Here is a 24,756-nt window from a genome sequence, read left to right on the forward strand (position 1 = left end):
GGTGACCGAGATCGCGATCCCGATGCAAGGAGAGACCATGGCGACCACGGCCGCTGGCAACGAAACGGCAGCACCCGGCAAGGCGGCATCCGCCAAGGCCTTTTCCGGCTTCGAGCGCATGGTGGCGTGGCGTTACCTGCGCGCCCGGCGCAAGGAAGCTTTCATTTCCGTGATCGCCGGCTTCTCCTTCATCGGCATCATGCTCGGCGTTGCAACGCTGATCATCGTCATGGCGGTGATGAACGGTTTCCGCACCGAACTTGTTTCGCGCATTCTCGGCATCAACGGCCACATGATCGTCCAGGCGGTCGACCAGCCGCTGAGCGACTATGCCGGTCTTGCAGAACGCTTTGCCGCCGTGCCCGGCGTTACCATGGCGCTGCCGCTGGTCGAGGGCCAGACGCTGGCCTCGGGCCGCGAAGGCGCCGGCACCGGTGCGCTGGTACGCGGCATCCGCCCGGATGACCTCACCAAGCTCTCGGTCGTCTCGTCCAATATCCGATCCGGCGATATGGTCGGTTTCGCCACGGGGCAGGGCGTGCTGATCGGCTCGCGCATGGCGGCCCAGTTGGGTCTGGCCGCAGGTGATACGATCACGCTGGTTTCCCCGGAAGGTGACGTGACGCCGCTCGGCGTCAATCCGCGCGTCAAATCCTATCCCGTCTCGGGCATCTTTGAGATCGGCATGTCGGAATATGACGCCTCGATCATCTACATGCCGCTCGAGGAATCGCAGCTCTATTTCAACGTCGAAGGCATCGTTCAGTCCATCGAACTCTTCATCGCTGACCCCGATGCCGTGGACGAACTGCGCCCGCTGATCGAGGAGGCTGCCGGCCGCCAGATCTTCCTGACCGACTGGCGCCAGCGCAACCAGACCTTCTTCTCGGCCCTTCAGGTCGAGCGCAACGTCATGTTCATGATCCTGACGCTGATCGTTCTCGTGGCCGCCCTCAACATCATTTCCGGCCTGATCATGCTGGTGAAGGACAAGGCAAGCGACATCGCCATCCTGCGTACCATGGGCGCGACATCAGGGGCCATCATGCGGATCTTCTTCATGACGGGGGCCGCGATCGGCACCGTCGGGACGATGGCCGGCGTCGCCCTCGGTGTTGTCGTCTGTCTCAACATCGAGAGCATTCGCCAGTTCTTCTCCTGGGTCTCCGGCACAGTGCTGTTTGATCCGGAACTCTATTTCCTGAGCCAGTTGCCGGCCGACATGAACATGAGCGAGACGATCTCAGTGGTCGTCATGGCGCTCAGCCTGTCTTTCATGGCGACAATCTTCCCGGCCTGGCGGGCCTCGCGTCTGGATCCCGTCCAGGCCCTGCGTTACGAATGAGGATGCCGAAACCCATGGCAAAAGACGTGGTTCTCTCGCTTGCCGGCATCGACCGCCACTATGGTCAGGGCGAGACTGTACTCTCGATCCTGAAAGGCGCCGACTTCACCCTGCGCACCGGCGAGACTGTCGCACTGGTCGCGCCTTCGGGCACGGGCAAGTCGACGCTGCTGCATGTTGCCGGCCTGCTGGAACATCCAGATGGCGGCGAAGTGACGGTGGGCGGCGTTGCCTGCCAGGAGCTCGGCGACGAGGAACGCACCGCGATCCGCCGCAAGTCGGTCGGCTTCGTCTACCAGTTCCATCACCTTCTGCCGGAATTTTCCGCCCTTGAAAACGTGATGATGCCCCAGCTGATTGCCGGTCTTGCCAAGCCGGAAGCGGCAGAGCGCGCCAAGCAACTGCTCGACTACATGCGCGTCGGCCATCGCGCTGACCATCGCCCGGCCGAACTCTCCGGCGGTGAACAGCAGCGCGTGGCGATCGCCCGTGCCGTCGCCAATGCACCGCTTGTTCTGCTTGCCGATGAGCCGACAGGCAATCTCGACCCCGAGACTGCAAGCTATGTCTTCTCTGCCCTCGAGGCACTGGTCCGCCAGTCGGGCCTCTCGGCGATGATTGCGACCCACAATCATGACATCGCCCGGCGTATGGACCGCTGTGTGACGCTGGTGGACGGCAAGGTCGTCCCACTCGAGGTCTGACCTCACCCTTCACGTCTGAACCTTGTTGAACCCCGGTGGATTTGTTCCGCCGGGGCTGCGGTCATTTTGGGTTGACATGGGAACAAGAGTAGAACAAAATACAAACATAAAGGGACAAGGAGACAGAAATGACCGAAATTCTTCGTGACGTTGCTGCATTTGCCTCGATGGCTGTGTTTGTATCCAGCATGACCTTGCTGATGATGGCGCTCTGACATTCTTCGGGCGGCAAAGCTGGTGAGGAAAGCCTTGCCGCCCGACTTCGTTCTGGACTTCGCAACCGCAAAAGCCGAAAATCCCGTCCGATTCAGATTGTCAGGGATGAAGCGGTATGGGCGAGGACAGCCTCGGAACGGAAGCGTCCGGTGAAGCGGGCAATGGCCCGGGTTTTGTGCACTTGCGGGTGCATTCGGCCTATTCGCTTCTCGAAGGCGCGCTGCCGCTGAAGAAGATCCTGGGCAAGGCCGTCGCCGACGACCAGCCGGCAATCGCGGTGACCGACACCAACAATCTTTTCGTCGCGCTCGAATTTTCGCAAAAGGCGCTCGGAGATGGCATCCAGCCGATCATCGGCTGTCAGCTGTCGATCGACATGGAAGATTCCACCGGCGAGAAGCGCGGCGGTAACGGCCACATGCCGGATCTGCCAGCCGTTGTCGTCCTGGCATCGGATGCCGACGGTTACGAGCGGCTCGTGGACCTGGTCAGCCGTGCCTATCTTGGCGGCGATGCCGGTCAGCCGACACATGTCAAACTCTCCTGGTTCGAGGAGACCGGCACCGAAGGCCTGATCGTGCTGACGGGCGCAGGCGGCGGGCCGGTGGACCGTATGCTCAAGGATGGCCACAAGGCGCAAGGCGAAAGCCGCCTCCTGTCCCTGAAGCGCCTCTTCGGCGATCGCCTCTATGTCGAGCTGCAGCGGCATGGCGAATATGATCGCACCCACGAGCGCCGCATGGTCCAGCTCGCCTATGAGCATGACATTCCGCTGGTCGCGACGAATGAGGCCTTCTTCCCGGCGCGCGACGACTACGACGCGCATGACGCATTGATGGCTGTGGCACACAACGCCATTGTCTCCAACGACGACCGCTTCCGCCTGACCCCGGACCACTATCTGAAGAGCCGGGCAGACATGATGAAGCTCTTCGCCGATCTGCCGGAGGCGCTCGAAAACTCGGTGGAGATCGCGCGCCGCTGCTCCTTCGTGCTCGACACCCGCAAGCCCATCCTGCCGCGCTTTACCGGCGGCAGCGACGATCCGGAAGAGGCCGAGCGCGAGGAAGCGCTGGAACTGCGTCGGCAGGCGGAGGAGGGGCTCGATCATCGTCTCGCCGCCCTCGGCATGGCGCCTGGCTATGAAGAGCAGGAATATCGAGATCGGCTCGAATTCGAGCTCTCCGTCATCGAGCGGATGAAATTCCCCGGCTACTTCCTGATCGTTGCCGACTTCATCAAATGGGCAAAGCAGCATGACATCCCCGTTGGCCCGGGCCGTGGTTCCGGTGCAGGCTCGCTGGTCGCCTACGCGCTGACCATCACCGACGTCGACCCCTTGCGTTTCTCGCTCCTTTTCGAACGCTTCCTCAATCCGGAACGCGTCTCGATGCCCGACTTCGATATCGACTTCTGCCAGGAGCGCCGCGAAGAGGTCATTCGCTACGTGCAGAAGAAATACGGCCGCGAACAGGTGGGGCAGATCATCACCTTCGGATCGCTGCAGGCTCGTGCGGCCCTGCGCGACGTCGGTCGGGTGCTCGAAATGTCCTATGGCCAGGTCGACAAGATCTGCAAGCTGGTGCCGAACAATCCGGCCAATCCAACGCCACTCTCCAAGGCGATCGAGGAGGAACCCAAGCTGCAGGAGGCGGCTGCCGAAGAGCCTGTCGTCGCCCGTCTGCTCGAAATCGCCCAGAAGATCGAAGGCCTCTATCGCCACGCCTCTACCCATGCCGCCGGTATCGTCATCGGGGACCGCCCGTTGTCGAAGCTGGTGCCGATGTATCGCGATCCCCGCTCCGACATGCCGGTCACCCAGTTCAACATGAAGTGGGTCGAGCAGGCGGGCCTGGTGAAGTTCGACTTCCTCGGCTTGAAGACGCTCACGGTTTTGAAGACGGCGGTCGATTTCGTCCAGGAACAGCGCGGCCACAAGGTCGATTTGGCGGCCATTCCGCTCGATGACGTCAAGACCTATGACATGCTCTCGCGCGGCGAAACGGTCGGCGTCTTCCAGGTGGAAAGTGCCGGCATGCGCAAGGCCCTGATCGGCATGCGCCCCGACTGTATCGAGGACATCATCGCCCTCGTGGCGCTCTATCGGCCGGGACCGATGGAAAATATCCCCGTCTACAATGCCCGCAAGCATGGCGAGGAGGAAGTCGCCTCGATCCATCCGAAGATCGACTATCTGCTGAAGGAAACCCAGGGCGTCATCGTCTATCAGGAACAGGTCATGCAGATCGCGCAGGTCCTGTCGGGTTATTCGCTCGGCGAAGCCGACCTTCTGCGTCGCGCCATGGGCAAGAAGATCAAGGCGGAGATGGACCAGCAGTCCGCCCGCTTCGTCGACGGCGCAATGAAGAATGGCGTCTCCAAGCCGCAGGCCAACAACATCTTCGAACTGCTGGCAAAGTTTGCCAACTACGGCTTCAACAAGTCGCACGCCGCGGCCTACGCCATCGTCTCCTACCAGACGGCCTATATGAAGGCGCATTATCCGGTCGAGTTCCTCGCCGCATCGATGACGCTCGATATGTCGAACACCGAAAAGCTGGTCGATTTCCGCCAGGATGCCGGCCGCCTCGGCATCGAGGTCGTGCCGCCCTCGGTGCAGACCTCCTTCCGTCACTTCCAGACCGGCCCGAACCGCATCTACTACGCGCTCGCCGCCCTCAAGGGTGTCGGCGAAGGTGCCGTCGACCACATTGTCGAGGTCAGGGGCGATACGCCCTTCGAGAGCATCGAGGATTTCTGCCTGCGGATCGATCCCAAGCAGATCAATCGCCGCGTTTTCGAAAGCCTGATCGCCGCTGGTGCCTTCGACTGCTTCGGCCGCGACCGTGCCGAACTGGTCGGCAGCATCGACCGGATCATGGGCTATGCCCAGCGCGCCCAGGAAAATGCCGTCAGTGGCCAGTCCGACATGTTCGGTTCGGGTGGTGCGAGCGGTCCCGAACGGATCGCTTTCGCACCCTATACGCCCTGGCTCTCGTCCGAAAAGCTCATGCGTGAATTCCAGGTGCTCGGCTTCTATCTCTCGGCCCATCCGCTTGATGCTTACCGGGACCTGCTCGACAAATTGCGCGTCCAGAATTTTGCCGATTTCTCGGTCGCGGTGAAGCAGGGTGCTTCGGCCGGTCGTCTCGCCGGCACGGTCATTTCGCGTCAGGAGCGCAAGACCCGCACCGGCAACAAGATGGGCATCATCACCTTCTCGGATGCATCCGGACAGTATGAAGCGGTGCTCTTCTCGGAAGGACTGAACCAGTACCGCGATCTGCTCGAACCCGGAAAGTCGCTGGTGCTGACCGTCCAGGCCGAGGAGCGGCCCGAGGGCATCGGCCTGCGCGTCCAGACAGCCCAGTCACTGGAGGAACAGTCGATCCGCATGCAAAAGGCCATGCGCGTCTATGTCAGGGACTCCGGTCCCTTGCGCGCGGTGGCAGCCCGCCTCAATGCCCGGGGTGACGGTCTCGTATCCTTCATCGTGATCAAGGATGAGGGACAACGCGAGATCGAGGTCGAACTCACAGAACGTTTCCGTATCTCGCCGGAGATCGCAGCTGCCATGCGCTCGACCCCGGGCGTCCTGGATGTCGAACTCGTATGAGGCTTATGCGCGCGGCTTCGGCCGCGTCACTGTGATGAAATCCGTGCCGTTTCCGGTTTCCGGGCCAAGCCCCGTGTCCTGGATCGTGAGCGACGATCCCTCGCTGAGCATGGTTTCGATCCGGGCCCGCAAGTCATCCGGCAGGACGATGCGTGCCAGCGCGGCTTCGGCGGTGAAAACGGCTGGATCGTCAGCTGGTATGGTGATGCCGAGCCGCTTCTGTGTGGAGGCCGCCAGATGGTCGTCGAGTGTTACACCGCGCCATTCGGCCTTGCGCTTGAAGCGGTCAACCGCTGTCGCTTCGAGGAAATGTGTGCCGAGCGCCTTTTCCGGCTCCTTGATGTCGATGGCAGCGGAAAAGAGTGGCTGGAACTTCTGCCGGATCATCAACTGTCCCATGGGGGGATGATCTTCCCCAGCCTGGGTGTAGAGCGCCGCGAGGAAAGGTTTCGACAAGATTTCGCCGTCCTTCTCGATGGCGTGTTTCTCCTTGAAGGCCTTGACCGCCGCAATCGTGCGCGTGCCGAGCAGGCCGTCGGGAACTCCGGCATCGAAACCGACCTTGTTCAGCAGGCGCTGGACGTCGGTTGCCACGTCACGCTGCGTGCGTCGGGTGATCAGTATCCTGAGCGGTGGCGGTTCCTCTATGCTGAGTTTCGCTTCCGCCCCGCTGCGCGGCAGCACCGCATTCATCGCCACTTCCACCGGCTTCAGGTTTGCTTCGACGCGGCCGGGGCGCAGTTCCACATCCGAGAGAAGCCCGCCATCGTCGATCGGCAATCTCGGCGTGAAGAGATTGGCATGGGTGACCTGCCGCGGCGTCACCGGTTCGTCGGTGATGATCACATGCGCCCCGCGCTCGGTCATCGAGAACAGCGACTTGGCAAAGCCGTTCGGCAGCCGGACGCAGCCATGCGAGGCCGGGTGGTTCGGAACCTTGCCCTCGTGCAGCGCGATACCGGACCATGTCAGGCGCTGCATGAAGGGCATGGGCGCGTTCGAATAGAGATTGGACTCGTGATACTTTCGCTTCTCGAGGATCGAGAAGATGCCGGATGGTGTCGTGTGCCCCGGCTTGCCGGTCGAGACTTTTGTCGTCGCGACCACCGTATCACCATCATAGACGGTGAGGGTCTGATCCGCCTTGGAGACGAAGATTTGCAAGGGGCCATCTGCGGCAAGCGCGGTACTGGCCAGGAGGGAAAGACTGAAGGCGACGGCGAAACGCTGGAACATGGTCGACCACTTGGAACGCGAGACAAAGCTGCCGAAGTGTATGGGACGATGTTTAAGAAAAGTTTCGCAGCGGATCGCTGATCGCAAGCCGTCACGCGGCTGTGATCATGTATCCCCAGTTGTTCACACTCATTGCGGCGACAGCGGACGTGGGCGCAACTGCGGGGACGCGACGGCGAGGAGCAGCGCCGCAATCGGCAGCGAGAAGGCATGGCCGAGATGTTTGAAGCCGAGCGCCCCGATCAATCCACCCAGAAAGAACATGCCGATGATCGGCAGGAGAATGCCCAGCTTGCGGACATCGGTCGCAATGGGCGGATGGTGAAGAACGCGTGCAACCACCCCATAGGCGAGCTTGCCCAGTTCGATCCCGATATCGGTTGTCATACCGGTCAGGTGGGTGGTGCGGATGCGTGCGCCGGAAATCTTGGTGATCGTCGCATTCTGCAGTCCCATGACGAAGCAGAGCAGTACCGCTGTCACAGATGCGGCGGCAGCGGTCGGCACCACGGCCCCGATCCCGGCAAAGGCAATGAGCAGGCCGGATTCAAGCGCCAGCGGATAGGCATATTGCTGGCGACGGGCGTGTCGCCTTGCCCAGTTGATCAGGACCGCCGAGCAGGCGGCCCCCAACGTGAAGCTGATCAGGAGCGCGATGCCCGACCCGACCAGTCCGAAGACACCGAGCGCCAGATTGTCGGCGATCGCAGAGACGATGCCGGTCATATGCGACGTATAGTGGCCGATTGCGAGAAATCCGCCGGCATTGATGGCGCCGGCCACGAAGGCGAGAATCGCGCCGAGCATCAGATCATTGCGCCCTGTGCGGCGATGCGAGGCCGCGATCCGCAACAGCCGCAGCCGTGCCGGCGGGCTGGTGTCCCGGCGGCTAGGATCCCTGCTCTTGCTTGCGGGCGCATCTGTCACGGTGCAGTCTATCTCCTGGGGGGAAAGGTGTAGCCTGTCTGAACGGTACCCTTGCCGAACTTGTCGCGCAATTTGTCCATTGCGGCTTCCGCTGCTGCGCGCCGTCCAGCCTGCACGTCGACGAGATCGGGCGGATCGGCAAGCGCTGGATCCTGGAGGTCGCTCACCCCGATCCCGATCAGCCGAAACCTCGTCCCGTCCGTCTCTTTCTCCAGCAGCGACATGCCGGTCCGGAAAATCCGGTCGGCGAGCTGCGTCGGATCGTCGAGCCGCCGGTTGCGGGTACGCAGCTTGAAGTCGGACGTCTTCAGCTTCAGGACAACAGTCTGGCCCGCAATCTCGTGCCGCTTCAGCCGCCATGCGACTTTCTCGGAAAGCGCGCGCAGATGCACGACGAGGTCGTCGATTCGGTGGATGTCATCGAAGAACGTCGTTTCGGCCGAGACGCTCTTGGCCGGGTCGTTCGGATGCACGGTGCGATCATCGATACCGCGCGAAAGTCGTGCCAGCCTTTGCCCCATAATCCCGTAGCGGCGCATCAGCTCGGTTTCGTCCATGCTCTGCAACTGGCCGATCATGCGAATGCCGTCGGCCTGCAGCGTCGCGGCCAGGGCCTTGCCGACACCCCAGATCATCGTCACCGGCTTGTCTGCAAGGAAGGAGAGCGCCTCGGCAGCGCCGATGACGGAAAAGCCGCGTGGCTTCTGCAGGTCGGAAGCGACCTTGGCCAGGAATTTGCAATAGGATAGCCCGACGGAGACCGTGATGCCGATTTCCTTCTCGATCCGTCCCGCAAGGCGAGCAAGCACCCGTGCCGGCGGCTCGTGATGCAGGAGTTCGGTGCCCTTGAGATCGAGAAAGGCCTCGTCGATCGAGATCGGCTGCACGAGCGGCGTCAGTTCCTCCATCATGGCCCGGATCTGCTGGCCAACGTGTGCATATTTCTCCATGTCCGGCCGGATAACCACCGCCTGCGGGCAGGCCTCCAGCGCCTTGAACATCGGCATGGCCGACCGGACGCCGTGAATGCGAGCGACATAGCAGGCGGTGGAGACGACCCCGCGCTTGCCGCCACCGATGATCACGGGCTTGTCGATGAGCTCAGGATTGTCACGCTTCTCCACCGAGGCATAAAAAGCGTCGCAATCGATATGCGCGATCGTAAGGTCGAACAGTTCCGCGTGATAGACGAGGCGGGGACTGCCGCAGGAACGACACCGGCGCAGACCCTCTGCCTGCCCGGTCAGGCAGTCGCGACAAAAGCCGGTGTGATCATGGGCGGAGCGCATCATGGCAGGAACAAAGGTTGAACATTGCCACCATAGGCCCCGTTCGCGGTGTAGACAAGTGCTGCGACGGTGTCAGCCGTGACTTGCCACGTCCTGTGCGGTGAAATGCGACCGGATGAGCTTGGATGCCTGCGGCCAGTTCTCGACCCGTCGGACGGTCTCGTGCGGATCGGGTGCAAACTGGAAGATCTCGAGTGGTGGTGGAAGATAGACCAGCAGACAGCTGGGTACATGATCGCCGACCGAGTGAAGATTGTGGACCATGTCGTCGACGAAGGCGACGGGCAGGGGCCTTTCGCCGTGCAGCTTCGCGACCATCGGCCCCTTCGCCGCTTCTGTCGCGATCATCGGGAAGGTCAGTGCCATCTGGTCGAGCAGCCGCCGCCGGATCTCGGCATGGCGTGGCGGCATGGCCGTCAGGAAGACGAGATCGGCCTCAGCGCCGAGCGCGTGCAGGCTGTCAACCGCATCGGCAAACGGCGTCTGCCAGCGTTCCTGCTCGACGAAGAAGTCGTCGATCAGGGCCTTCACAAAAGGCGCCTCCAGAACCCTGTCGTCCGTGCCGCTCACGATATTGCCGGTGAGCTTGAACGAGCGGGGCAGGAGCCGGTGACCGCGGGTCGCGAGGAACGCCTCGAATGGGGTCGCGAACTGCAAGACCACGTCGTCCACGTCACAGACGATCAAGGGGCGATCTTTGACTGTGATGTGGTCGATGTCCGTCAGCATCAGTATTCACCCGAATCGAGGCCTGGTCGAACATAGTGGTGATAGGCCGATACTACGGTTTCGGGTTTCGTCTCGGTGGCAGCACAGAAGGCCATCAGGGTCGGTTCGTGCTGCATGAGGAATTCGAGCATTCCCGCAAGAAAGCCGGGATCATTCACTGCCTCGCGCAATTGACCTGGCTGTACCCCGGAGAGCGCAAGAAACCGCGACAGCATCTCGGGTTCATTTGCCAGCCAGCCGAGCACCGCAACCGCCGTCTCTTCGGCGCCAGACGGTATATCTCTGTTTTTCATCAAGTCTTTTCCTCCGACACCGCCAAATTACCGATTTCGAAACCAAATAGCACTAGCATGCTCGGTGACGGAAGATGCAACTCGCGCCGCGCCCGCCGTTCTGGGCTGCCTGAATGCGTGGGACAAAGGACCGGGTGAATGCCGAAAAAGGTTATGATTGTCGAAGACAACGAGCTCAACATGAAGCTCTTCCGCGATCTGATCGAGGCGTCCGGCTATGAAACGGTGCAGACGCGCAACGGCATGGAAGCGATGGATCTCGCACGCCGCCACAAGCCGGATCTGATTCTCATGGACATCCAGCTTCCCGAGGTGTCCGGGCTCGAAGTCACCAGATGGCTGAAGGACGATCCGGAACTGCATGTCATTCCCGTCATCGCTGTCACGGCCTTTGCGATGAAGGGCGACGAGGAGCGCATCCGCCAGGGCGGCTGCGAAGCCTATGTCTCCAAGCCGATTTCGGTGCCGAAATTCATCGAGACGATCAAGACCTATCTCGGGGATGCGTGAGGAACAAGTGACATGACTGCGCGCATTCTGGTCGTCGATGATGTTCCCGCCAATGTGAAGCTGCTCGAAGCGCGGCTCATGGCGGAATATTTCGACGTTCTCACCGCGAGCAATGGCCGCGACGCACTCGACATCTGCGACCGGACCCAGGTCGATGTGATCCTGCTCGACATCATGATGCCGGAAATGGACGGCTTCGAGGTTTGCGAGAGGCTGAAGTCCAGTCCGCGCACGGCTCATATCCCTGTTGTCATGGTCACCGCACTCGATCAGCCATCGGACCGCGTACGCGGCCTGAAGGCCGGTGCCGACGATTTCCTCACCAAGCCGGTCAACGATCTGCAGCTGATCTCCCGCGTGAAGAGCCTGGTGCGCCTGAAGACGCTGTCCGACGAACTGCGCATCCGTCACGACACGACCCGCCAGGCGGGTATGGACGACATTCTGCGGCTTCAGGACGGCCGGCTGGAAGAGCAGGCTCATGTCTTGCTCGTTGATAGCCGTGCAGCCTCCCAGGAGCGCATCATCAAGTCGCTGAAGCCGATTGCCGAAGTCTTTGCCATGTCCGACCCGCAGGCTGCGGTGTTCGAGGCAGCGGAGAACACCTTCGACCTCATCATCGTCAACTGCAATCTTGAGGATTACGACCCCTTGCGCCTGTGCTCGCAGATCAGATCGCTGGAGCGCACCCGCTTCATTCCGATCCTGCTGATCACGGAACAGGGTGACGAGCAGATGATCATCCGCGCGCTTGATCTCGGCGTGAACGACTACATCGTGCGCCCGCTCGATCCAAACGAACTCATGGCACGCGCCCTGACACAGGTTCGTCGCAAGCGATACAATGATCTCCTGCGCAACAGCGTGCGCCAGACGGTCGAGCTTGCTGTCACAGACGGCCTGACCGGGCTGCACAATCGCCGCTATCTCGACACCCAACTGCGCACGCTCTTTGCCCGCGCCAAGGTCCGCGGCCGGCCGCTGACGATCTGCATAACCGATATCGACCGCTTCAAGCTGGTGAATGACGGTTACGGACACGATGCCGGAGATGAAGTGCTGAAGGAATTCGCCGGGCGCATCCGTGCGACCGTGCGCGGCGCCGATCTCGCCTGCCGCTTCGGCGGCGAAGAGTTCGTACTTGTCATGCCCGACACACCGGCAGAAGTGGCAGCAACCGTGGCCGAGCGCTTGCGGGGGATGATCGAGGCGCGGCCCTTCCAGCTCCGCTCCGGCGAGACACCGCTGATGCTCACGGCCTCCATGGGCATCGCCACGGTCGGGCCGGGCATCGATACGCCCGAGCAGCTGCTGAAACAGGCAGACCGTGCACTCTACGAGGCGAAGAATTCCGGCCGGAACCGTGTCGTCGCTGCTGCTGCCTGACCATCCCTTCGAAATAGATCAGTAGTTTCAGCGATGCGCGCCGCTGTCAGCAAAGATTTGCACAGCTTTTTGCGGTCCCAGTTCGGCTATGGATTTGATCAATTCCTGCTGTCATTTTGAACAGTTACAAATCGACTTATCAACCGATGTCAGAATAGTCTTGCACCAAATGGGGCAGATGCCGGTGCCAGCCACCGGCAACATGCTTGCCCCGGTTTGTATTTATCTGAATATTAGCGTTCTCTTTGAGGGGGTGACCTAGGTTTGTGTGCTCCATGCTCTATGGAGCTCGTAAAATAGACTTCAGAAGAACTTGAATGGACTGGAAGTCATTTCAAGTTTCAATGTGTGTAGTACTGACGATTGTTGCGTAGCGCCAAGTTCAACCTCTCGAGATTTAACCATATTCGTAGGCTGATCGGTCCAGCGGTTAATAAAATGTTGATTTTTGTCTCTATTTGGGAGAACTTACACCCAACAGACAAGGCCTCTTCGGAGGTTCAAGATACCCCATGATGCTCAGGTCCGCCGCATCTCCTGGGTCGTGGGGTCGGTCGGTTGGTATGCAACTACAAAACGGTTCCTCGTGCCGTGTTGCATGCCGGCCGACCCCCTATTCTAGAAGACACCGGTTTCCGCAAGGAGGCCGGTGTCTTTCGTTTTGGGCTTGTGACGACAATCTTGAGACGACAATCAAGGGGCGGGGACGAGGCAAAAGAAAAAGGCGCGCCGCAGAAAGCGGCACGCCTTTTTGGATAATCCGTCGATCAAGTCTTACTTGATCTTGGTTTCCTTGAACTCGACATGCTTCTTAGCAACCGGGTCGTACTTGGTCTTCGTCATCTTGTCCGTCATGGTGCGGCTGTTCTTCGTGGTAACGTAGAAGAAACCCGTGTCAGCCGTCGACAGAAGCTTGATCTTGATGGTTGTAGCCTTGGCCATGGTCGTCCTGCCTCTAATAAACGAAGCCGTGGACGACCGAACGAGGCCCACGGCAAATCTGGCGCGAAACTACAAATCGCGCCCGAAAAGTCAAGTGCGTTTCGGCTTAAAAAGCAGGCGTCCCAGGGAAAGCACCACATAGAGGGCGAAGAAGCCCGCGATTGCCCATGCAAAACCGTCATTGCCGGTGATGTCGATGGCAGCCCCGATCGCCTGCGGACCAGCAACCGTACCCACCGCATAACAGAAAATGAATGCGGCATTGGCCGCTGCCAGATCCGCGCCAGTGAGTCGCGAGCCGAGATGGCTCAAGCCCACGGTGTAGAGGCCCGAGACGCAGCCACCCCAGAACAGCAGCACCACAGCCATCAGTTGCCAGTGGCCGGAGAGCCACGGAAGCGTCAGCGAGCCGGCAAGGCCCACGGCAGCGAGGATGGACAGGAGCATGCGCCGGTCGCGCATCCGGTCTGAGAGCAGCCCCAGCGGGATCTGGAAGACCATGTTGCCAATGCCCATCACGGTCAGCAGAAGCGCCGCCTGGGTCTCGGTGAAGCCGCTGCGGGTCGCATAGATCGGGAAGAGCGACAGGCCGCCCGCCTCGACCGCACCGAAGACGAAAACGGCCACCGTCGCGGTCGGCACCAGGAAGATGTAGCGCAGGAAGTGCATCTCGGGCTTGTCACCCAGGACGGGGCTTTCGTAGCGCGCGATGTAGATTGGGATCGCAGCCGCCAGGATGGCGATGGCGCCCACCGCAAAGGGCAGGATGCCTTCACTGCCGAGTACCGAAAAGAGCAGGGGGCCGCAGGCGAAACCGACGGCCAGCATGGTGGCATAAATCCCCATGACCAGCCCGCGCTTGCGCGAGGGGGCCGCCGCATTGATCCAGAATTCGGAGAGGATGAAGAGCGTGGTCGTTGCGCCATGAAAGACGATGCGCAGCGGAAACCACATCCAGAATTCGGTGGCAAAGTAGAAGCCGACCGCGCTGACGGCCGAGAGCACGACAGCCCACAGCATGGTCGGTACGACGCCGAGTTTGTGGGCAAGCTTGGTCGTGACCGGTGCTGCCGCCATCGCAGCAATGCCGGCCATGGCGGAATTGAGCCCGATCAGCGTCGAGGAAATGCCCCGCTTCTCCAGGATGATGCTGAGCAGCGGCAGGCCGAGGCCAATCGCAATGCCGACGGCTGAGATCGCGGAAATGGCCGCAACCAGCGAAGGCCAGTGGATCTCCTCGCGGTGGCCGTGAAGGCCATTGGTTTCAGACATCCGCAACCTCGCGAACCGACCGGACCATGGGCAAGAGAGCAGCCGGGGGCAGGGTAAAAATCTGCATGTTCAATGGCATATGGGTTTACGAGCTCCCCCGGGCATCCTTGATCGGCGCGGCATGTTCAGACTGGAAATCGTCCGGCTGTCAAGCTGCTTGGCATGCGGCACCGCGAATCACGGTTTACCGTAAAACTCAGTCCTATCGGTAAACGACCAAAGTCAGGTGACTGCTTTTCTCGGCACTCGCGCCTGTCACGAAGGCTCCGCTTCGTCCCTCTCTCCACTGAAGCCGTGCATCCGCAGCGCCCATTGCAGGCCGACGACCCCGCCCTTGATCGGCTGCAGGCAGAGGAGGGAAGTCACGACCCCGATCGGCGCCCAGATGGCGAAATGCACCCATGCGGGCAGGACGAAGACGAGGTCGGTCGCCATGAATCCCCCGACAAGGACATGGCCGAGGATCAGGATGACGAGATAGGCCGGCAGGTCGTCCGCCCTGTGGTGATGATAGTCCTCACCGCAGGCGGCGCAATTGTCGACGACCTTCAGATAGTTGCGGAAGAGCTTTCCGGACCCGCAGGCCGGGCACTGGTTCAGCATTCCGCGCTTGATGGACCGGCCGAGCGGGCGCTCGGTCTTCCCTGCTGCACCATATTGCATCGTCACATGGATCTGGTTGGCGGTCATGTCCTGCCTCCGGGGCAAAAGTGTCAACGTCGCGAGCGCGGCGGACGTGTGCCTGGTTGTTTTTGGCCACGCCGTCCCGCCTTGTGGAAGGAGCGCGTGCCGGCCGGCATCTTGCGTCCCTCACTCAGCATTTCGAAGCGGAGCGCACCGGCAAGCGGCACGGCCTCGGCCAGTCGAACCTCGACGGTATCGCCGAGCTGGTAACCGAGCCCGGATTTTTCACCCGTCAAAGCCTGATGCGCTTCATCGTAGATATAGTAGTCGCGACCGAGTGTGGAAACCGGGACAAAGCCATCTGCGCCAAATTGCGGCAGGGCGACGAACAGGCCGGATTTCGTCACGCCTCTGATCTGTCCGTCGAATTGCTCGCCGATGCGCCCGGCAAGGTGATGCGCGATCAGCCGGTTGACGGTGTCACGTTCGGCAGCCATCGCGCGGCGCTCGAAGGTCGAGATCTCGGCTGCGATATCCTCGAGGCTCGCCTCTTCCTCGGGCGTGATCCCGCCTTCGCCAAGGCCGACAGATCTCACCAGAGCGCGATGCACAATAAGGTCGGCATAACGGCGGATCGGTGAGGTGAAGTGGGCATACTTCATCAGGTTGAGGCCGAAATGGCCGATATTGTCAGGGCTGTAGATGGCCTGGCTCTGGCTTCGCAGCACCATCTCGTTGACAATGGTCTGATGCGGCGTGTCTTGCGCCTTGGCGAGGATTCCGTTGAAGGAATTGGACCGCATGTTGCCGCCCTTGACCAAGGACATGCCGAGCGTTGCGAGAAATTCGCGCAGCACTTCCTGCTTGGCAAGTGTCGGCGCATCATGAATGCGGTAGATCAGCGCCTGACGCTTCTTCTCCAGGGTCTCGGCGGCCGAGACATTCGCCTGGATCATCATTTCCTCGATCAGTTTGTGCGCATCGAGTCTCTCCGGCACATGCACGCGATCGACGGTGCCATCTTCCTTGAGAATGATCTTGCGTTCGGGCATGTCGAGTTCAAGTGGCTGGCGCCTGTCGCGCCCGCGCTTCATCACCTCATAGGCGTGCCAGAGCGGCTTCAGGATAGGCTCCAGCAGCGGGCCGGTCTTCTCATCCGGCTTTCCGTCGATCGCCGCCTGCGCCTGCTGGTAGGACAGCTTGGCCGCACTCTTCATCATGATCCGGTGGAAAGTGTGGCTCGCCTTGCGACCCTCATGCGAAAAGACCATGCGCACGGCAAGTGCCGGCCGATCGACGCCTTCGCGCAGCGAGCAGAGATCGTTCGAGATCCGCTCTGGCAGCATGGGCACGACCCGGTCCGGGAAATAGACGGAGTTGCCGCGCTTCAGCGCCTCGCGGTCGAGCGCGGATTTCGGTCGGATATAGTAGGAGACGTCGGCGATCGCGACCGTCACGATCACGCCGTCAGGATTGTCCGGCGACGGGTCGAGCTCGGCATAGACGGCGTCGTCATGGTCCTTGGCGTCATGCGGATCGATGGTGATCAGCGGCAGGTCGCACCAGTCCTCGCGATGCGACATCGAGGCAGGCTCGGCTGCTTCGGCCTCTGAAATCACCGATTGCGGGAAGATGTGCGGAATGCCATGTGCATGGATCGCGATCATCGAGATCGCCTTTTCCGAGGCGACCGATCCGACGACGCTGAGCACCTTGGCCCGCGTCAGGCCGAAACGGGAGGCCCGCGCGACCTCCACTTCGACCAGGTCGCCATCCTTGGCGTCGCTGATATCGGTAGCGTCGATCTGCATTTCCTCGCCGCGCCGCTCGATTGGCATGAGCCGTGCGCCACCCTCCGGCATCATGCGCACCACACCCATGACCGCGCCGATATGCCGGTCGAGGATCTTGATGACCCGGGCCGTATAGGCCGGACCCGAGCGGTCCTTGTTGGCAAAGATCTTGGCGAGTACCCGGTCGCCGAGGCCGCCGACAGGCGCCTTTCCCTTGGAACGGTCGGAACTCGACTGGCGGATCAGCACCGCCGGTGCAGCTCCGGCCTCTTCCGGCCATTCCGCCGGGCGCCCGATCAGTTCGCCGTCCTTGTCGCGGGTGGTGATGTCGAGAACGGTGACCGGCGGCAGGGCGCCCGGCCTCGTCAGCGACTTGCGGCTCTTCTGCACCAGCCCGTCGTTTTCCAGATCCTTCAGCGCCTGCTTCAGCTCGACCCGCTGCTCACCCTTCAACCCGAAGGCCTTGGCGATCTCGCGCTTGGAGGCCCGGTCGGGATTATCGGTAATAAACTGCATCAGGACGTCGCGCGGCGGAACCTCCCCGTGGATCAAGGCCGTGGGGTTTTCGCTCCGGGCCTTGGCCGCGCCCTCCGCACGCCGGCTCTTGCGGTTGCCGGAGCCAGGGGAGCGGGAGGTGTCGCGGGTCATTTTGCTCAAGTCGCACTCTTCTTCGTTGTTTTTGCCTTCGCCGTAGCTTTTGCCTTCGGCTTGGCGGCTGCCTTCTTCGGCTTCGCTGCAGCACCGTCTTCCGACTTTGCCTTGGCTGCCTTGGCCGGAGCCTTCTTCGCCTTCGTCTTGCCGCCATCCTTGGCCGCGCGTTCGGCGATCAGCACCAGCGCTTCCTCGACGGTGACCGCCTGCGGATCCTTGCCCTTCGGCAGGGTAGCATTCACCTTGCCCCAATTGACATAGGGGCCGAAGCGACCGTCACGGACGGTCATTGCACCACCATCGGGATGCTCTCCGAGTTCCTTGAGGGCGACGGCTGCCGTACGGCCACGGCCACCCGGATTGGCCTTCTTTTCGGCAAGCACGGTAACGGCGCGGTTGAGGCCGATCGACAGAACGTCCTCGATGCCTTCGAGATTGGCATAGGTACCGTCATGCAGCACGAAGGGTCCGTAGCGTCCGAGGCCCGCCGAGATCATCTTGCCGGTTTCCGGGTGTGCCCCGACGTCGCGCGGGAGCGACAGCAGCGACAAGGCTTTCTCAAGGTCAATATCGGCTGGCGCCCAGCCCTTCGGCAGCGAGGAGCGCTTTGCCTCCTTGCCGTCGCCGCGCTGGACGTAAGGCCCGAAACGGCCGGAGCGCAGCGTGATTTCTTCCTCGGTCACCGGATCCTTGCCCAGCGCCCGCGGTTCATTGTTGCCGTTCGCTTCCGCTTCCGCGCCACCTTCCGAGCTGAGCTGTCGGGTGAAATTGCATTCCGGATAGTTCGAGCAGCCGACAAAGGCGCCGTACTTGCCGAGCTTCAGCGACAGATTGCCGGTGCCGCAGACCTGGCAGATGCGCGGATCTGACCCGTCCTCGCGCTTTGGAAACACCAGCGGGGCCAGCGCCTCGTTCAGTGCATCCAGAACATTGGTGACGCGCAGTTCCTTCGTGTCTTCGATCTGGGCGAAGAAGTCCTGCCAGAAGGCGCGCAGCACATCCTTCCAGTTCAACTCTCCGGCAGAGATCTTGTCGAGCTTCTCTTCGAGATCGGCCGTGAAGTCGTATTCGACGTATTTGGTGAAGAAGTTCTCGAGGAAAGCCGTGACCAGCCGACCCTTGGAATGCGGGATCAGCTTGCGCTTGTCCATGATGACATATTCGCGATCGCTGAGCGTCTTTAGCGTCGCAGCATAGGTGGAGGGGCGGCCGATGCCGAGCTCTTCCATCTTCTTGATCAACGAGGCTTCCGAATAGCGCGGTGGCGGCTCGGTGAAATGCTGGCTCGAATTGACCTTTTGCTTGGCCAATGCCTCCCGGGCATTGATCTCCGGCAGGCGGCCATCCTCGTCGTCACCGTCCTCTGCCGGCTCGCCCTCTTCGCGCTGGTCGGTATAGGCGGCGATGAAGCCGTCGAAGCGGATGACGGAGCCAACGGCGCGAAGCCCGGCCTTGTCACCCTTGTTGTCGGCCAGGATCTCGACCGTCGTGCGCTCGATTTCGGCAGATGCCATCTGGCTTGCAATGCCGCGCTTCCAGATCAGGTCGTAGAGACGCAACTGGTCGGCATCGAGGAAGCGGCGCACCTTGTCCGGCGAGCGATTGAAATCGGTCGGGCGGATCGCTTCGTGCGCTTCCTGGGCATTCTTCGCCTTGGTCGAGTAGATGCGCGCCTTTTCCGGCACGTAGCGCGGGCCGAACTGGTCGGCGACAGCGGACCGGGCAGCCTCGATCGCCTCGGGTGCCATCTGGACGCCGTCGGTACGCATATAGGTGATCAGGCCGACGGTTTCGCCGCCGATGTCGATGCCTTCATAGAGCTTCTGCGCCACCTGCATGGTGCGCGAGGCCGAGAAGCCGAGCTTCGACGATGCCGCCTGCTGCAATGTCGATGTCGTGAAAGGCGGGCCCGGATTGCGCTTGACCGGCTTTGCCTCGACACTGTCGACGGCAAAGGCTGCGCCCTCGAGCAAGGCCTGGATGCCCGCTGCCTGGTCACCATTGGTCACCGAGTTGCGCTGCATGCGCTTGCCCTGGTGCGAAACGAGCTTCGCCACGAATTCTTCGCCGCGCGGCGTCTTCAGGAGGGCCGAAATATTCCAGTATTCCTCGGCGACGAAGCGTTCGATCTCGGTTTCGCGATCGCAGACGAGGCGCAACGCCACTGACTGGACGCGGCCGGCGGAGCGGGCACCGGGCAGCTTGCGCCAGAGCACCGGCGAGAGATTGAAGCCGACGAGATAGTCCAGCGCACGGCGGGCGAGATAGGCATCGACGAGCGGTGTGTCGATGTCGCGCGGATTGGCCATTGCGTCGAGCACGGCCTTCTTGGTGATCGCGTTGAAGACGACGCGCTTCACCGGCTTGTCGCCAATCACCTTCTTCTTCTTCAGAAGATCGAGCACATGCCAGGAAATGGCTTCACCTTCGCGATCAGGGTCGGTCGCGAGAAACAGGCCGTCTGAGGATTTCACCGCATCGGCAATATCCTTCATCCGCTTTTGCGAGGCTGTATCGACCTCCCAGAACATCTCGAAGTCCTGGTCCGGTAGAACGGAGCCATCCTTGGCCGGCAGATCGCGCACATGGCCGAATGAGGCGAGCACCGTGTATCCGGGACCCAGATACTTGTTGATCGTCTTGGCCTTGGCCGGGGATTCTACGACTACGACGTTCATTGGACAGATGTACCTTCAACGCATCCGATCAGCGGCACCGCACCACAGTCTTCGGAACACGGTTTTCCGACATGGAGGGCGAAACGGCTGCGGTCAAGAGGCGAGGCTTATTTTCCGGCCTTTCGGCCGATGCAACCTGTGGGGGATCATAGGTAGATTGCAATCTAGGATAAATGCTCTATTGTGGTGTGGAGAGCAGCGAGGCCGTGGTTGCAGCGACCTCCGGGGACGACGGGCGAGAGCGATGACACGAGACACAGTCGATTCGAATGATCGCGGTAACCGCACGATGGAAAAAATCGCATACATCAGACAGATGCTCGCCGAATTGCGGCTGGTCGCCGAAAACGAAGGCGCCGATATGCTGTGTTATCTGATCGAGATGGCCTATGTGGAGGCGGGCGACGTCCAGTCCGGCCGCCGTTCGCTGTCAATCAATCATGCTCAGCGAAACAAATCCACCCGCATGCCGCTCTAGGCGCCCGGCAATGTCCAGTTCCAGCAGAACCAGGTAGACGGACGAGGCTGGCAGGCCCGTATGACGGATGATGTCATCGATCTCGACCGGCGTCGGCCCAAGTGCCTGGATGATGATCAGGCGCTCGTCGTCGTTCGGGGGCGGGGCCAGCGGACGCTCGCCGGGATCACCATCGCCGGGTTCATCCGCCTCGGTCTGCGAGAAGAGATCGACATCCGATATCGGTGCGAGCGCCTGCAGCACGTCCTGCGAACGCGTCGTGACCGTCGCGCCATCCTTCAGCAGGCCATTGGTCCCCTCGCAGCGCGGATCCAGCGGTGATCCAGGAACGGCAAAGACCAGCCGTCCGAATTCGCCGGCCAGTCGCGCCGTGATAAGCGACCCGGAGCGAGCGGCCGCCTCGATCACCACGACGCCGAGAGCCACGCCGGCGATCAGTCGGTTGCGCCTCGGAAAGTCCCGCGCCCGAGGCTCCCAACCGAACGGCATCTCCGAGATGGCAAGCCCCCGGCCTTCGCAAATCTGGGCGAGGAGGTCGATGTTTTCAGGGGGATAGGGCTGGTCCAGCCCGCCGGCCATTGCAGCGATCGTTCCCGTCTCGAGGCTTGCTCGATGGGCGGCCGCATCGATCCCCCGTGCAAGCCCGGAAACGATGCCGTAGCCCGAAAGACCGATCTCCCTTGCCACCATCGCTGCGAATTTCGCACCGCTGATCGAGGCATTGCGCGAGCCGACAATCCCGACGGTGGGAAGCGTGGCGACGCTGAGGTCGCCCTTGGCCGCGATCAGGGGAGGGGCGGCGTCTATCTGTCTGAGAGCGGGCGGATAGTCCGGTTCGCCGATGCCGATGAAGCAGGCGCCGAAGCGATGGGCGGTTTCGATCTCCCGCTCGGCATCCGCTGTCGTCGCAATGCGGATGGCGCGTGTCGAACCACCCCGGCGCGACAGTTCGGGAAGCGCGTCGAGTGCGGCTTCCGCCGAGCCGAAATGATTGATCAGGTCGCGGAATGTGGAGGGGCCGACATTGTCGCTGCGGATCAGCCGCAACCACGCGATCCTTTGTCGATCCGTCAGCGCAATTCCCTTCCGTCCTGCGCCGACTGACCCCATGGCCTTCCTCTAGCCTTTTTGACCGATCTTGCCCTCGGTGCCCGCGACGAGACGCTGGATATTTGCCTTGTGACGCCAGAAGGTGATGGCCGTCATGGCCGCGGTGACGAGGGCCGTCTCCTCAACCCCGAGTATCCACAATACAACCGGAATGACAAGTGTGGCGACGAGCGCCGACAACGAAGAGTAGCGTGTCAGGAAAGCGACCGAAAGCCAGACGACGGCAAAGACCAGCACCATCAGCGGGGCAACACCGAGCAGCGTGCCGATATAGGTCGCAACGCCTTTTCCGCCCTTGAAACCGAGCCAGACGGGGAAGAGATGGCCGATGAACGCGGCAAAGCCGGCGAACAGTCCGGCATTGTGGCCGAAGACCGCCTGGGCAATGAGCGCTGCAGCGGTTGCCTTCAGTGCATCGAGCAGCAGCGTGGCGGCAGCCAGCTTCTTGTTGCCGGTGCGCAGCACATTGGTCGCGCCGATATTGCCAGACCCGATCGACCGCAGGTCGCCGAGCCCGGCCATCTTGGTCAACAGCAGACCGAAGGGGATGGAACCAAGCAGGTAGCCGAGCACGAGCACGATGGCGAGGTTTGGAAAGCCGAGAGCGGAATAGTCGACGATAGGCATTTCTGTCCCCTCTATCTTAAAGCGAGTGCACGCATCGGCCGGCGACATAGGTCGCAACGGCCCGGCCCGAAAAGCGGGCATCTTCGAATGGCGTGTTCTTCGAGCGCGCAAGCAGGCTGTCGCGCGACACGAGCCACGGCTCATCGAGGTCAACAAGGGTGATGTCGCCAGGCGCACCCTGTTTCAGCGTGCCGCCGGGCAGGCCGAAGATCTCTGCCGGCCGCGTCGACATGGCATCGATCAGCCGCATCAGCGGCACCTGGCCGGCATGGTGCAGGCGAAGCGCGGCCGCCAGCATCGTCTCGAGCCCGATCGCACCGTCCGCCGCCTCGCCGAAGGGCAAACGCTTGGTATCGACATCCTGCGGATCATGCGAGGACACGATGATGTCGATCTGCCCCTTCGCGAGCGCATCGACCATGGCCATGCGGTCGTCTTCCGAGCGCAGCGGCGGATAGAGCTTGAAGAAGCTCCGGTACTCGCCGATGTCGTTTTCGTTGAGGCTCAGATGGTTGATCGAGATGCCGCAGGTGACCTTGGCGCCGCGCTTGCGGGCAACTTCGATCGCCTCGACCGATTCCGGCACCGAGATCTGCGAGGCGTGGTATTTCGCGCGGGTCAGGGCTGCGATGCGCAGGTCCCGTTCCAGCGGAATGATCTCGGTTTCGCGCGGGATGCCGCCGAGCCCGAGCCAGCTTGCGAGCAGTCCTTCGTTCATCACGCCGTTCGCGGCCAGATACTTCTCGCGGGTTTCAAGCGCGATAACGGCGCCGAATTCGCGGGCGTAAGTCATGGCCCGCCGCAGGACCTGCGTGTCATTGAGCCCGTAGCGACCATTGGTGAAGGCGACAGCTCCGGCTTGCTGCAGCAGTCCCATCTCCGTCATCTCGGCACTTTTCAGCCCCTTGGTCAGGGCCGCCGCCGGATAGACGTTGACGTCGGCCGTGTCGCGGGCGGTCTTCTTGACGAATTCGACGAGCGCGATGTCGTCGATGACCGGATCCGTTTCCGGCATCATGATGAAGGAGGTGATGCCGCCGGCCGCTGCCGCACGGCTCGCGGACGCGATCGTCTCGCGGTGCTCGGCACCCGGTTCCCCGACGAAGACGCGCGCATCGACCAGACCCGGAATGGCGGTCAGGCCCCGGGCATCGCGGATTTCGGCACCTTCCGGCGCGCCTTGGTTCTGCGCATCGGCGCCGGAGGCGACGATCAGCCCGTCATGGCCGACGATGATGGTGCCGACTTCGTCGAGCCCGCGCGAGGGATCGAGGATCCGTGCATTCTTGAGGACAAGCGGCTTTTTCATGCGCCCATTCCCTCCGAACGCGGACCCTGGTTCTGCGAGACCAGCAGCGTCTCCATGACGGCCATGCGCACGGCCACCCCCATCTCGACCTGGCTCTCGATCACGCTCTGCGGTCCATCGGCCACTTCCGAGGCAATCTCGACGCCGCGGTTCATCGGACCCGGATGCATCACGAGCGCATCTTCTTTCGCAGCCTTCAGCTTTTCGGCATCCAGGCCATAAAAATGGAAGTATTCGCGCACCGAAGGCACGAAGGAACCGGACATGCGCTCGCGCTGCAGGCGGAGCATCATGACGACGTCGGCATCCTTGAGACCTTCCTTCATGTCGTGGAAGACCTCGCAGCCCATGTCGGCGATCCCGGCCGGCAGCAGTGTCGCGGGCGCCACCACCCGGACACGGGCACCCATGGCATTGAGCAACAGGATGTTGGAGCGCGCGACGCGCGAATGCAGCACGTCGCCGCAGATCGCGACGATGATGCGGGACAGCTTGCCTCTGGCGCGGCGGATGGTGAGCGCGTCGAGCAGCGCCTGCGTCGGATGCTCGTGCTGGCCGTCACCGGCATTGACCACCGAGCAGGCGACCTTCTGCGAAAGAAGGGCAGCGGCACCCGCCGAGGAATGCCGCACGACGAGCACATCCGGTCGCATGGCATTCAGCGTCATGGCCGTGTCGATCAGCGTTTCGCCCTTTTTGACGGATGAATTGCCGACCGACATGTTCATCACGTCGGCGCCAAGGCGTTTGCCCGCAAGCTCGAAGGAGGCTTGCGTTCGCGTCGAGGCTTCGAAGAACAGGTTGATCTGGGTGAGGCCACGCAGCGTGGAAGTCTTCTTCTCCCGCTGGCGGCTGATTTTGACGGCTTCGTCTGCCTTGTCGAGGAGGAACGTTATGTCCTGCTCGGTAAGGCCTTTGATGCCGATAAGATGGCGATGGGGAAAGAAGACCAATGGACGTCCTCCTGAGATGTCACGCGGTCTATAAAGTGTGGGATCGGGCCGGGCAAGCACATGCTAGG

20 protein-coding genes are annotated in these 24,756 nt (G+C 61.8%); 6 read left to right on the forward strand and 14 right to left on the reverse strand.

Annotated features, from left to right (window positions below; genetic code table 11):
* Positions 1–37 precede the first annotated feature (37 nt).
* The 3 genes from QTL56_RS02615 (at position 38) to dnaE (ending at position 5,881) form a co-directional block, all read left to right on the forward strand.
* Entirely contained in the window at positions 38–1,345 is a 1,308-nt protein-coding gene (locus QTL56_RS02615) for a lipoprotein-releasing ABC transporter permease subunit (protein ID WP_245137100.1), read from the forward strand.
* A 14-nt stretch (positions 1,346–1,359) separates the two neighbouring features.
* Positions 1,360–2,049, forward strand: coding sequence for an ABC transporter ATP-binding protein (locus tag QTL56_RS02620; RefSeq protein ID WP_229575961.1), 690 nt, complete (start codon positions 1,360–1,362; stop codon positions 2,047–2,049).
* A gap of 331 nt (positions 2,050–2,380) precedes the next feature.
* The gene (gene dnaE / locus QTL56_RS02625; protein ID WP_245137099.1) at positions 2,381–5,881 is read left to right on the forward strand and encodes a DNA polymerase III subunit alpha; all 3,501 of its coding nucleotides are present in this window, start codon (positions 2,381–2,383) and stop codon (positions 5,879–5,881) included.
* A gap of 3 nt (positions 5,882–5,884) precedes the next feature.
* On the opposite strand, the gene QTL56_RS02630 is transcribed toward dnaE, so the two are convergent.
* From QTL56_RS02630 to QTL56_RS02650, 5 genes are all read right to left on the reverse strand, one after another.
* Positions 5,885–7,117 (reverse strand): L,D-transpeptidase family protein, encoded by a 1,233-nt coding sequence (locus QTL56_RS02630; RefSeq protein ID WP_245137098.1) that lies wholly within the window; start codon positions 7,115–7,117, stop codon positions 5,885–5,887.
* 129 nt (positions 7,118–7,246) lie between these two features.
* A complete protein-coding gene (locus QTL56_RS02635) occupies positions 7,247–8,044 on the reverse strand; it encodes a YoaK family protein (protein WP_245137097.1) in 798 nt (265 codons plus the stop codon).
* Between the two features lie 8 nt (positions 8,045–8,052).
* On the reverse strand, positions 8,053–9,333 hold the full coding sequence (locus QTL56_RS02640; RefSeq protein WP_245137199.1) for a DNA polymerase IV: 1,281 nt from the start codon (positions 9,331–9,333) through the stop codon (positions 8,053–8,055).
* A gap of 72 nt (positions 9,334–9,405) precedes the next feature.
* The gene (locus tag QTL56_RS02645) at positions 9,406–10,062 is read right to left on the reverse strand and encodes a hypothetical protein (protein ID WP_245137096.1); all 657 of its coding nucleotides are present in this window, start codon (positions 10,060–10,062) and stop codon (positions 9,406–9,408) included.
* Complete coding sequence (locus QTL56_RS02650; RefSeq protein WP_245137095.1) at positions 10,062–10,355, reverse strand: DUF3572 domain-containing protein; 294 nt, start codon at positions 10,353–10,355, stop codon at positions 10,062–10,064. Before QTL56_RS02650 ends, QTL56_RS02645 begins: the two co-directional genes overlap by 1 nt.
* A gap of 138 nt (positions 10,356–10,493) precedes the next feature.
* Here QTL56_RS02650 and QTL56_RS02655 point away from each other — a divergent pair, with 138 nt between their 5' ends.
* Together QTL56_RS02655 and QTL56_RS02660 are read left to right on the forward strand one after the other, a co-directional pair.
* On the forward strand, positions 10,494–10,865 hold the full coding sequence (locus QTL56_RS02655) for a response regulator (protein WP_229575968.1): 372 nt from the start codon (positions 10,494–10,496) through the stop codon (positions 10,863–10,865).
* Positions 10,866–10,877: 12 nt separating this feature from the next.
* Positions 10,878–12,251, forward strand: a complete 1,374-nt coding sequence (locus tag QTL56_RS02660; protein ID WP_229575969.1) for a PleD family two-component system response regulator — start codon at positions 10,878–10,880, stop codon at positions 12,249–12,251.
* A 774-nt stretch (positions 12,252–13,025) separates the two neighbouring features.
* Here QTL56_RS02660 and rpmG read toward each other — a convergent pair.
* From rpmG to topA, 5 genes are all read right to left on the reverse strand, one after another.
* Complete coding sequence (gene rpmG, locus QTL56_RS02665; RefSeq protein ID WP_003547442.1) at positions 13,026–13,193, reverse strand: 50S ribosomal protein L33; 168 nt, start codon at positions 13,191–13,193, stop codon at positions 13,026–13,028.
* A gap of 90 nt (positions 13,194–13,283) precedes the next feature.
* On the reverse strand, positions 13,284–14,465 hold the full coding sequence (locus tag QTL56_RS02670; protein WP_229575970.1) for an MFS transporter: 1,182 nt from the start codon (positions 14,463–14,465) through the stop codon (positions 13,284–13,286).
* A gap of 255 nt (positions 14,466–14,720) precedes the next feature.
* Positions 14,721–15,155 (reverse strand): DUF983 domain-containing protein, encoded by a 435-nt coding sequence (locus QTL56_RS02675; RefSeq protein WP_245137094.1) that lies wholly within the window; start codon positions 15,153–15,155, stop codon positions 14,721–14,723.
* Between the two features lie 23 nt (positions 15,156–15,178).
* Positions 15,179–17,530 (reverse strand): ribonuclease R, encoded by a 2,352-nt coding sequence (gene rnr / locus QTL56_RS02680; RefSeq protein ID WP_370660340.1) that lies wholly within the window; start codon positions 17,528–17,530, stop codon positions 15,179–15,181.
* Positions 17,531–17,535: 5 nt separating this feature from the next.
* Positions 17,536–20,211 carry a type I DNA topoisomerase gene (gene topA, locus QTL56_RS02685; RefSeq protein ID WP_245137092.1) on the reverse strand — a complete coding sequence of 892 codons (2,676 nt, stop codon included), beginning with the start codon at positions 20,209–20,211 and terminating at the stop codon, positions 17,536–17,538.
* Positions 20,212–20,455: 244 nt separating this feature from the next.
* Here topA and QTL56_RS02690 point away from each other — a divergent pair, with 244 nt between their 5' ends.
* Entirely contained in the window at positions 20,456–20,689 is a 234-nt protein-coding gene (locus QTL56_RS02690) for a hypothetical protein (protein WP_229575974.1), read from the forward strand.
* Here the strand turns inward: QTL56_RS02690 and dprA are convergent.
* The 4 genes from dprA to QTL56_RS02710 are packed head-to-tail and all read right to left on the reverse strand — an operon-like array spanning position 20,642 to position 24,688.
* Positions 20,642–21,799: a DNA-processing protein DprA gene (gene dprA, locus QTL56_RS02695; protein WP_245137091.1), complete on the reverse strand. Its 1,158-nt coding sequence runs from the start codon at positions 21,797–21,799 to the stop codon at positions 20,642–20,644. The two genes, QTL56_RS02690 and dprA, sit on opposite strands and share 48 nt — an antisense overlap.
* 9 nt (positions 21,800–21,808) lie before the next feature.
* Entirely contained in the window at positions 21,809–22,426 is a 618-nt protein-coding gene (gene plsY / locus QTL56_RS02700; protein WP_245137090.1) for a glycerol-3-phosphate 1-O-acyltransferase PlsY, read from the reverse strand.
* 16 nt (positions 22,427–22,442) lie between these two features.
* Positions 22,443–23,735 carry a dihydroorotase gene (locus QTL56_RS02705; protein WP_245137089.1) on the reverse strand — a complete coding sequence of 431 codons (1,293 nt, stop codon included), beginning with the start codon at positions 23,733–23,735 and terminating at the stop codon, positions 22,443–22,445.
* Positions 23,732–24,688, reverse strand: coding sequence for an aspartate carbamoyltransferase catalytic subunit (locus QTL56_RS02710; protein ID WP_229575978.1), 957 nt, complete (start codon positions 24,686–24,688; stop codon positions 23,732–23,734). Before QTL56_RS02710 ends, QTL56_RS02705 begins: the two co-directional genes overlap by 4 nt.
* Between the last annotated feature and the right edge of the window lie 68 nt (positions 24,689–24,756).

Origin of the sequence: Peteryoungia algae (genome assembly GCF_030369675.1) — a bacterium.
GTDB lineage: Bacteria > Pseudomonadota > Alphaproteobacteria > Rhizobiales > Rhizobiaceae > Allorhizobium > Allorhizobium algae.